9 protein-coding genes and 5 pseudogenes are annotated in these 10,243 nt (G+C 40.6%); 7 read left to right on the forward strand and 7 right to left on the reverse strand.

What is annotated here, in order from left to right:
- Positions 1-369, reverse strand: a pseudogene (locus tag AB4263_RS22170) (transposase zinc-binding domain-containing protein); the annotation flags it as partial.
- Positions 370-639: 270 nt separating this feature from the next.
- Between AB4263_RS22170 and AB4263_RS22175 the strand changes: the two are divergent.
- The 3 genes and pseudogenes from AB4263_RS22175 to AB4263_RS22185 all read left to right on the forward strand — a co-directional run bounded on the left by AB4263_RS22175 (position 640) and on the right by AB4263_RS22185 (position 1,711).
- Complete coding sequence (locus tag AB4263_RS22175; RefSeq protein WP_162299045.1) at positions 640-900, forward strand: ribbon-helix-helix domain-containing protein; 261 nt, start codon at positions 640-642, stop codon at positions 898-900.
- Positions 901-1,025: 125 nt separating this feature from the next.
- A pseudogene (locus AB4263_RS22180) lies at positions 1,026-1,380 on the forward strand (VOC family protein).
- A 28-nt stretch (positions 1,381-1,408) separates the two neighbouring features.
- Positions 1,409-1,711 carry a putative quinol monooxygenase gene (locus AB4263_RS22185; RefSeq protein ID WP_372098916.1) on the forward strand — a complete coding sequence of 101 codons (303 nt, stop codon included), beginning with the start codon at positions 1,409-1,411 and terminating at the stop codon, positions 1,709-1,711.
- Positions 1,712-1,920: 209 nt separating this feature from the next.
- Here the strand turns inward: AB4263_RS22185 and AB4263_RS22190 are convergent.
- Positions 1,921-2,187: pseudogene (locus AB4263_RS22190) on the reverse strand (DDE-type integrase/transposase/recombinase).
- A 21-nt stretch (positions 2,188-2,208) separates the two neighbouring features.
- Positions 2,209-2,394, reverse strand: a complete 186-nt coding sequence (locus AB4263_RS22195; RefSeq protein ID WP_372098917.1) for a transposase — start codon at positions 2,392-2,394, stop codon at positions 2,209-2,211.
- A gap of 544 nt (positions 2,395-2,938) precedes the next feature.
- Here AB4263_RS22195 and AB4263_RS22200 point away from each other — a divergent pair.
- The gene (locus AB4263_RS22200) at positions 2,939-3,742 is read left to right on the forward strand and encodes a hypothetical protein (protein WP_372098918.1); all 804 of its coding nucleotides are present in this window, start codon (positions 2,939-2,941) and stop codon (positions 3,740-3,742) included.
- A 159-nt stretch (positions 3,743-3,901) separates the two neighbouring features.
- Positions 3,902-4,009: a hypothetical protein gene (locus AB4263_RS22205; protein ID WP_372098920.1), complete on the forward strand. Its 108-nt coding sequence runs from the start codon at positions 3,902-3,904 to the stop codon at positions 4,007-4,009.
- Positions 4,010-4,114: 105 nt separating this feature from the next.
- On the opposite strand, the gene AB4263_RS22210 is transcribed toward AB4263_RS22205, so the two are convergent.
- From AB4263_RS22210 to AB4263_RS22225, 4 genes are all read right to left on the reverse strand, one after another.
- Positions 4,115-4,963 (reverse strand): delta-class carbonic anhydrase, encoded by an 849-nt coding sequence (locus tag AB4263_RS22210; protein WP_102332438.1) that lies wholly within the window; start codon positions 4,961-4,963, stop codon positions 4,115-4,117.
- Positions 4,964-5,080: 117 nt separating this feature from the next.
- Positions 5,081-5,332: a Tn3 family transposase gene (locus tag AB4263_RS22215; protein ID WP_157938692.1), complete on the reverse strand. Its 252-nt coding sequence runs from the start codon at positions 5,330-5,332 to the stop codon at positions 5,081-5,083.
- Positions 5,333-5,962: 630 nt separating this feature from the next.
- Positions 5,963-6,223 carry a helix-turn-helix transcriptional regulator gene (locus AB4263_RS22220; protein ID WP_235612466.1) on the reverse strand — a complete coding sequence of 87 codons (261 nt, stop codon included), beginning with the start codon at positions 6,221-6,223 and terminating at the stop codon, positions 5,963-5,965.
- 551 nt (positions 6,224-6,774) lie between these two features.
- A complete protein-coding gene (locus tag AB4263_RS22225; protein WP_372098919.1) occupies positions 6,775-9,648 on the reverse strand; it encodes an HD domain-containing phosphohydrolase in 2,874 nt (957 codons plus the stop codon).
- 172 nt (positions 9,649-9,820) lie between these two features.
- On the opposite strand from AB4263_RS22225, the pseudogene AB4263_RS22230 reads away from it, so the two are divergent.
- Positions 9,821-9,910, forward strand: a pseudogene (locus AB4263_RS22230) (IS6 family transposase); the annotation flags it as partial.
- A gap of 55 nt (positions 9,911-9,965) precedes the next feature.
- Positions 9,966-10,243, forward strand: a pseudogene (locus AB4263_RS22235) (transposase); the annotation flags it as partial.

The raw sequence follows: 10,243 nt of genomic DNA on the forward strand, positions 1-10,243 counted from the left end.
CTCTTACATAAGCCCCCACGCGTGACAGACAAATGGATGTGCACATTCCAATTCAGCTTTCTGCCGTAGGTGTGAAGTGCACAGAACACCCCGATATCGATATCCAGTTGCTTTGCCCATTCTAAGAAGATTTTGGCTGCGCAACTAAAGAGATGATTGAGAAGAAATCGATAAGATGGGCCACAATGTATGTGGAAGCGTCAACGTAACGTGTTGATACTCACACTCAGGAAAGACATGTTGTTGCTTTCGTATCCACCGCTCTGTCGCTTTAATGCCACAACTGCTGCAAAAGCGAGATTTACACGTCTGGTGAATGTATTTGTGATGGGTGCAGTTAGCATGGCGGCATCGATACTCTTTAGAGCCAAGTATCGTTGGCATTGAAGCGTTGTTTGATGGGCTTATTCGGAAACATGGTCTATAGGATAAACGATTCATGCAAAGCACCCTAGTCGGTTGAGTCTCTTTGTTTTCGGCCGTAGGCCGCTCAGGCGACACCGTCGCCGGTTCTACCGAGTTGTAGATGCGTACCTGGCCAATTCGTGCCCGGAAAATGTAAGTAATTTACCAATTAATTGATTAACAAATCATTTTCAGACAGAATAATATAGTTATTCAACAACCAACATGCTCCTTATGTGTGAAATATTTGCTCATCAGCCAACAGAAAGTTACCAGTTTGTTACCCGCTCGATTCGTATAGATGGACATGCAACCAGCGTAAAACTCGAATCGAGCTTTTGGCTGGTCCTAGAAGAGATTGCTCACTCTCAGAATCTTACCGTGCCACGCTTCATATCAACAGTCTACACAGAGGCTCTAGAGCATAATGGTGAGGTAGGTAATTTTGCCTCCCTGCTTCGCTGTGCTTGTTTAATTTACTCCAGCAAACGATAACGATTAACGTATATGATTGCATTTAAATCAAAGAATAGCCTTTCATAAAAAGTTTTGTCGTACTCACGTACTACCAGCCTGGTTCATTCACTCATTACTATCCTGACTTCAATTGAGGAAAAATAATGACTAAGCTGATTCACAGTATGATAAGAGTGCACGACCTAAAAACCTCTACCGTAATGCGCTAGAACTTGAAGTCACGGTTCAATATCAGCTCAATGACTTTACCCTAATTTACCTTGCCAACAGCGAAACAGGCTTTGAACTTGAGTTGACACACAACCATAATCAAACGACTCCATATGCTCATGGTAATACCTATGGACACCTAGCAGTCAGTGTCGAGTGTATAGAGAAAACACATAAACGTCTGGCTAACTGCGGTATTGGAACTTCAGATATCAAATCATAAAACTACGAGCAGACCCCGATGGATACAAGATTGAATTTATTCAACGTGAAGGTCGATATCAATAACCAAAAATCAATAACCTAAGGAAATACAATGATTTACTTAACTGCACACTTTTACGCAAAATCCGGACAGGAAAAGAAGTTGCATGAACTACTCAGCGCAATGCTAATACCAACTTTAAATGAACCTGGCTGCATTAGTTATTATTTATTTCAGGATAAATCTGATGATAGAAAGTTCTTATTTCAAGAACAGTTTGCTGATCAAACAGCTTTTGACGCACATTGCAAAGAAACGCACTTCCTTAACCTACTTGGAGGCCTTAATGGACTGCTTGAACAAGAACCAGATATCACTTTCTATCACAAAGTGGAGCCACAAAGTTTAAGTTGATTCTCACAATTTAGTCAGAGTTACTTTTGGTGTACAACGAACAGTATTATCCCTTTAGTCAATACCATGTATGAAGTCATCGATGTTGATTGTAATAACCAACCAGATAATCTGTTATTGGCTTGGTTCGCCTCTATAAAACTTCTATCACCATTCGTTGGCACCTATCCCGTTTTCAAGCTTCTGAACACTCGCTCCATAGGGATATTTCAGCAATTTCCTTTCCTACCCATACTTTGAGTAATTCGATATTTCCATAACAACTGACGATATTTCTTACTCGTATAGTAGCAACCTTGGTCCGAGTGGTACATCACGCCAGATGGTTTTCCAAGGTTCTCATAAGCCATGCTTTACGCCTTGCCGTCAAGGCACTATCTGGTGAGTTAGACATTCCAACCGATGGCTTTTCGTGCGAATAAGTCAATGACAACCGCTAGATAAGACCACCTTTGCTCAGTCCGGATGTAGATCATATCACCGCACCATACTTGATTCTATTCCGTTACCACGAACTGACGATTTAGAATGTCCTTTTCTTCTTCAATACGTTTGATTTTCTTTTTAAGGTCACGGATTTCTCTTTGCTCTGGAGCCCGTGGCGATGCATTGGGAACCTTATCTACTCTTTCAACTTTGAGTTGCCTTATCCAGCTTTCTAACGTTGTTCTTCCAATACCCATCGCTTCGCAGGTTTCTTTGTAGGTACGTCCCTAGTCAAGCACTAGTTGATCGCATTCAAGCTTGAATTCTGGGTTAAAAATGCGTCTTTCACGCTTAGTCATATTGTCATCTGTTTTAGTATCGAGATGATCATACTCCACCTCTTAATCAGGTGGCCAAAGTCACTATGCCACTTCAAATTCCCGGCCGACCCTTTAATGAGTATTTTGTGTGACGCATGAAAAAGCCCACATCTGTAGCTTAACATTAATGCCAATTTCCTTTAGGTATATTTTTCGGATCACTTGGCAACTTTCTAATAATTAGCTGTATATGACACTCATCACCAAAACTGCAATTAGAGAGTATTCCTACAACTCAATAGGGTGAATGTATATATGCTTTTAATTTACAGATTTATACATATACAAATTAATATTTATGTGTAATTTTCATCAATTTAAATGTGGGTTAATTGTTATTTAAATAATTAAGATATAGGTCACACATATATAAAGCATAATGTACTAAATTAGTTTAAACCACTGACATATAGAGAAAATTATGAAATTACCTATTGCTACACTTTTAATAACAAGTGCATTTAATACATCTGCTTTTACAATTGTAATTAAAAATAATACAGATGCTCCGATTATGCCTTTTGTTATGAATACAGACGGTTTGACTGCCGATTCTATCAATGGTTGGATTACAGCTAATAACGAACGAGTTTATGACAAGCGTTCAAGTTGGTTAGATGATCCATCTGTCAATGTCAATGAAGGTAGCACTCATGAAATGTTAATGGGTGATGACCATGTTACAGGGTTTACTTGTGGTGATATTTTATTCGAAGGTAGTCAAGAAATCTTAGTCACTCAAGATAGTGAAAGCAACGACCTAATATGCCAAGTCCAACCATTGGGCACTGTAACTGAAAGTAGTAGTTATACTCACAATACAGATGGGAAAAACCGTGGTTTCATTATTAAAGACATGAAAAATGAATCTGATATAGATAGACCAGAAAAATATGCTGATGGACCTCAAGATCTAGTTTGGGGAGGTGCTGGTATTGGTGTTAATACATATGTCACGGTCAATGCTATTAATAATCAAACAGGGAGTGAACATCCAGTAATAATTACGATGAGAAGGAGCAATCAATGCACTTGGCGAGAGATGAATACAACTGTAAGTTGTCAAAGTGCTACGATCTCTAGCTTCAATGCATTCTTTGAAGAATCCCTTAATGATGTGCTACCTTCCGGTGCATATTCAGGAGTAACCAAAATTGGAGTTGCTGAATGGCAAGGTTCCGAAGTAGATAATTTCAATTTAGGCATCGAAATCACGAAAGAATAATACTGAACTACTAAGGTTAATTAAGAGGGCCCCCCCCCCTCTTTGATCTTACTCGATGAACTTGATTTTCACCTGCAATGCACAACAAACTACAAACTACAAACTTTGATATATTTTGAAGGTGTTGGTGAGGTTACCCCATTCATACTTTATGCTAATTTGGGTGATGGGACACAATTTACTAACAGTCGACAAGCATCAGCGTTTATCAGGCTAACACCTTTACAATACAGTTCATTCGGTGAATTGATGATGAAGGGCCATTAATAAATTTGGCGGAGTTTAAGGCTCTTCGCTCGATGCTCTACCTTGATGCTATGGCATACATATATCGACTGCCTTACTCACCTACAAACCAGAAACAGTCGTGGCTTAGTGACCCGAAGATAACAAGTCTGGGTTCATAACAAGGTTGCGAACACCGTGAGCATGGTCTTCATCGAACTCATTGCTTGCTAACCACTGTGCTACAGAGGCAATGTCTACCTTCGCCACTTTTGGTCGTACACTCCAAGTCACTTGCAGTGGAGATGCCTGTTTATTGTAGCTAGGGCCAGTTGTTGAACCAGCATATCGAATCGGTTTACCGGTATTTTTCGGGATGTTTATTGCTTGATAGACTCCATTTTTCACCTCGAATTGGGTCAAATCAACGAAGTTAAGTGCACTTTTATCATTAACAAGTACAAATACTTGCGTTTCTACACGCAATTGCGGATTAGAAGTTGACTCACTTAAACATGCCCCGAGAGTTGGTCCTGGCTTAACTTGGGCCGTTGAATGAACGTAGTGAAGCTCAATAGTATCACCTGATTCTAGTTGACTATGGCCTTTAGCGCTGACAGTATCTTTAAACGGCTTAAGCTCAGCGTCACTTAACTTACCGTTATAAACATAGCCAGTATTGTTGCCTTTGCCGTCACCATTACCTGCGTAAACGTTAAATTCACCGCCCTTATGCTCTGCATTTCTATGAAAGTGAACATTACATAGGTTCATTTGTGAGTATTCAGGCGCTTTCCCAAAGTAACGGGTATTATTTCCTGCTAGGTTGTCTATATCACGTGGAGATTGAGGGCCAAACCCTTTTCCTTGAGTGTTTTCGGCAAGCGCTGTACGTTGCTGTGCGATAACACTATCAGCAACATCATGGTTGCTTGAGGCCTGAACGGCTTGCGGTGTAATCACAAGTACAGAAGACAAAAGTAACACTTTATTCATATGCAAATTTAAACCTTTTTGATAGTTGTAAAAGTAAATGAACGTATAGGTGTTACGTTCCTGTGTACATATGATAAGTGTGAGATTTTGTGATAATGCGTGGTCGGTTCCAATTAATTATACAGAATTAAAAACAGCGGTTTCGGTGTCGGACTTATATAGAAAACCATGACTATCGACATACTGTCGGTCAAAATCCATCTCGGTGCCGTGATGTAATACGCCTTCAATCATAAAGGTGACTTCTGAAGAGGAGCTGCGTTTAAGCAGAAAGTAGATACAGGTTGATTTCTTCTCTACATGCCAATGAATAATAACACCAAGCTTCTTAGCATCCGAGGCGCTGGATGTTGTGCCTTCTCCCCACATAGAAGGATTTCGGGAAATAAAATTTGCGTTTGCGACTTGCCCAATGGCGTTACGTAATGCAGTTATTGTGAATAAAACGACGAAGCACATTCAGTATTTCTTTATAAGCTAATACCATGCTGGCTTCCACTTAGTCGTTTTAATCCTATATTCGTGCTCATTCCGTAGAGGCAGAATAATATACGTTACTGTTAGCTTTTACGGTCAAGGTTTTCTTGTTCGTCTACGGTTTTAAAATGATCGCTAGATCCAATTCTCAAGTCAGCTTCCTTGAGAACATCAAGTAAACTGGTCATGGGCGATCGACCGGTGATCTCTCGCTGCAGGTAAGCAAGATTCATCGGCTTCTGTTGTGTAATCGAAATTCATTTTTTACCCTGGGACAAGATTCGAACATTACGATTCTTAGCTCTGATAGCTTGTAATCTGGTACAACGCTCATTGATCCCCCTTAAATTCACTGGTCAAAATGCTTTACCATTGACGTTATTTTAGTCAATATTTTTTACCGTCCCAATAGGTTTCGTATTATATTTTTACGAAAGTTGTTAGACAAATTCCAAGCTAACTATACGAAAGAGGCCGTTGCTATCGCAACGGCCTCTTAGGTTAGAGATTTTGATATAACGTCTAAGCGTGTGTGAAGCCAAAGTCTAATTGGCAACCACACGCCTTAGCGTATTTCATTAGTGTTTTAATAGTAGGGTTTCCTGTTCCCTTTTCGAGCCTAGAAACATTAGACTCTTTAGTACCCATGGGCGCTGCATAGGTTGGCGGAGTCGCTTTGTTAATCGATATCAAAAATGAACATGTGCCCATTACGTGCGGCATGTTCACTTGAGCAGCACAAGTTAAGTAATCACCTAAACTTGAATAGTCTAGTAAATACACGTCTTTTCAAAAGTTGGCGGCTATCACAGCGCTCCGGTCACTCCCCCTATCGAGCACTGATTAGCGAAATAAGAAGCATCGCCCAACGGGTGGTGAGTAGTCACAACGTTGCAGCGCTGCAACTTTTTTGACGGACAAAACACACGAACTCAACATTGGATATTACTTAGGCCGATTAAAGTCAAACAGTTGGTTAATAGGCACTCCCATACATAACAATAGATTCGCCCATGTACCAAGGTTCACTCTCACAATAAGCCTACCAAAATGGTCTTTACTGTAGCCAAGTAAATCAGCGACATCTTGACGGAAGAGGCCAGTGACAAAATCTTTGCCATAAAAGAACTTTACGATTTTCTCATTAAGTTTAACAAAGCTTTGAGCATTATAGACATAGTTATTTAGCAATTTCGCCTTTTCAATTATCCTTGGGGTTGGAGACTCTTAATATTCGTACTCGGCGAAGAGAATGCGGGGTTTATGACGCACTTACATAACTACAAGTTCGTAAAGTAAATCAACATGGCGCCCTATATCTATGGCCGTTATACCTACAAGTTATTTAATATCTTGTCTTTAAAATAGTGTGTACAGTCAACTTGGTCCCGTTGTTCTGGTTCCATAAACTCTGTAGCAAATTGTTGATAAACACCTGATGACAAGAACAGCTCGAACAAGTCTGGATCAAGGTGTCTCTCTTTAACCATAAAACTCATAATTTTTATTGATTCAGATAGTGTCTTCGCTTTCTTGTATGGACGGTCTGTGCTTGTCAAAGCTTCAAACACATCAGCTATAGCGATAATTTTGGCCGTTAGCGGCATTTCATCCCCTTTCAATCCCATGGGATACCCGGTTCCATCTATTTTTTCATGGTGACCGCCGGCTATTTTAACCACATCGCGCATATGTTTAGGGAAAGGTAATGACTTAAGAATGTTGATTGATTGAATGATGTGGTCATTGATAATAAATCGGTCTTCATCTGTCAACGTTCCTCTACGAGTCGATAAATTATAGATTTCGCCTAGGTTAGCTTGGTAATCAGGTGCCTTTAGAGTGAAGCACTCTTCATTTTCTCTTGGGAAATTCCAAGGAACAAGGTGTTCAGGTAAGTCGGCTAGTACACACTCTGTCGCAGGTATAGGTTGGTGCTCTTGGCTTCGATGTTGCTCAATCCACGATGTCCCTGCCGTTTTACTTAGTGTCCTTGTCCAAGTTCTCTGCGCGATGTCATGCAAACGACTGATATGAGCATCATCAACAAACTCCCCCCCTAAGTTAAGTTCCGCAACAAATTCAAAGTCATTATCAACTTGGTTATTATGCTCATTTAATGACTTTAGCACGTCATCAGGCAGCTCACCGAAATGTATTTTGAGTAACTCAATTTCTTTTTCACGTTTAACGACTTCAAATCGCATCCGCACTTCGTGAATTCGGTTATAGATGGTTTCTAATTTTGTTGCTTTATCAACGATATGTTCAGGTGTAGTGATCTTGCCACAATCATGAAGCCAACTCGCCATCTTTAGCTCTTCCCATTGTTTTGGGGTTAAGCTAAAGTTTTCAAATGCCTGATGTTGTGAATTTTGTGCTGCTTTGGTTAGCCACTCAGTAATGATCGGAACACGTTGACAATGATTTCCGGTGTAAGGTGACTTTCTATCTAATGAACCGGCAAATACTTGAATAAATGAATCAAGGAGCGACTTTTGTGCCTCTATCAGTTCGTGGGTTTCGATAGTAACCGATGTAAAACCCAGTAACGTGGTTAAGTAATCCTCGTAAGAGTGATAGCGTTCTAGCGCATTGTCTCCTTCAAACAACAATCCAAACGAACCAATTACACTGCCTGAACGATCCATCAGTGGCATACACACTACTTTACCACGACGAACACGATCCCAAGGGAGATTAAGTCGCTCTATCTCCTCTGCTTCGAATGTCATCACTTTATTAGCAGCAAACAATTCTTCCATTATCTTCTTTGCTTCACTGACAGGCAGTGGACACGCCTCAGCTTGATGCGCTTCCATACCTTGATACCAAACATACTTGGGGACTAGCACCTCATTATCGATATCGTGCAGATACAAAAATATACCACTCGCCTCCACTGCTTGTGCGGTGTCGTGACATACCAAACTCAGTATTTCATCGAGATTTTCTTTGTTAGCGATATTGTTCGTCAAAGAAATAAATTGGCTGATGGTTGACTGAGTTGCACTTTGCGCTTGATTGAGTTCGGCTATTTCTCGTATATAGCAGTGCTGAATAACGTGTTCTTTATCGAATTTGAAGCTTTCAATATCTTTCGCTTTGCGGGTCGCTCGCTTAATGGGTTGCGATATATACATAGAAATAACGTAAATTCCCGGTAATATAAGCAACAGTATCAATAAAGAGGTGTAGATTGTTTGTTTTTTAATTAATACACCATTATCAAACAAATCATCAGCTTTAGCTGCCATAAGTAAGTGAAATTGTTGACCATAAGAATGGCCAAACGTGGCTATGTGCCCAAACCATTTCTCACCTTCAAAGTCGAACATACCGAGCTGCCCATCTCTTTTCTTTCGCTTAATTGCATAATTGATTGCTTTATTAGGTAACAAGTCAAGTCTACGTGTCATCTGAACTTTAGGGACAGTTTTATTTGCGCTGTCACTGACTGCAAAAATTTGTCCTTCATCATTATAAAGAACGCGAAGAGATGAAGCGTTGGTCAAGGTATCGGTAAGGGTTTGTTGTAGGTCTTCTAGCAACACTTCCGCAGAAATAACAACACCTTGATCGTTTTTACGATAAATAAATACACCCAACATTTCTGATGTCGGGTGGATTGATGGTGTGGAAATTAAGGCGGTCGCTTCTTGCGCATCACTAAACCAGCGATGTGATTTGTACAGAATCGCCTTCCCTGGCTCGATTTCTGATATGAGCTGAAGGTCCTTATCAACCCCTCGAATTTTCAGTATTCCTTTATGGTTATGGGCGATAATAAATTTTACGGTCGTGTTTAAATCCCCCCGCTCAGCCATAGCTTTGTCATTGACTCTAGCTATAGAAAGGAGGTCACCTGAAGGATAATAAAAAGAGTACGACGTGACATGGGGGAATTCGTTTAATAGCTGAGCGAGCTGAGGAATCAATTTTTCTCGCACTTCTATATCTGGTGAATTTACGGCGTAACTTTTTGTGAAAGCGCCAATAGCGGTAAATGCGGTACCGTAGTGCTTGTTAAGTTGGAGCTGAGTCTCTATCGCAATGCGGTTGAACAACTTAGCATTCGCCTCTAAAATAAGCTCTGATAACCCCTTGTTCGTTAGCCAGATTTGTATCCCTGATGTTAAAACTACAACCAATATTATCACTGTCGTTAGATATACGTGAATCGATAATGTCGCACGTTTGACGTTCATTGTTCCACTTCGCTGACTTATTCGTTTCATTAACTGTAGTTGTAATTTACCTTTTGGGTTTAATAAATTGATTATATTGGCCTAGATAAGGGAGGTGCGTCCATCACATCAAAGCCACTTCTTTGTCTACCCCCAGTAAGTGCGGGATTACTTCGCCACCAGTAAGCGTTGAGTGATAAAGTATGTGCCATTGTTAGAACATCGAGCCCACAAAAAGAAGAAGCCAATAGCTTTATCTTGGCGAATGGACGAAACGTATATCAACGGATTGCCGGGAAGTGAAAGGCAAAATGAACCAGGCAGAACCGGCGACGGTGTCGACAGAGCGGTGGAGACGAAAGCAACAACATGTCTTTCCTGAGTGTGAGTATCAACACGTTACGTTGACGCTTCCACATACACTGTGGCCCATCTTTCGAGATAATCGATTTCTTCTCAATCATCTCTTTAGTTGCGCAGCCAAAATCTTCTTAGGATGGGCAAAGCAACTGGATATTGATATCGGGGTGTTCTGTGCACTTCACACCTACGGTAGAAAGCTGAATTGGAATGTGCACATCCATTTGTCTGCCACACGTGGGGGCTTATGTAAGAG

Origin of the sequence: Vibrio sp. 10N.261.55.C5, from assembly GCF_041470505.1 — a bacterium.
GTDB classification, from domain to species: Bacteria; Pseudomonadota; Gammaproteobacteria; order Enterobacterales; family Vibrionaceae; genus Vibrio; species Vibrio crassostreae_C.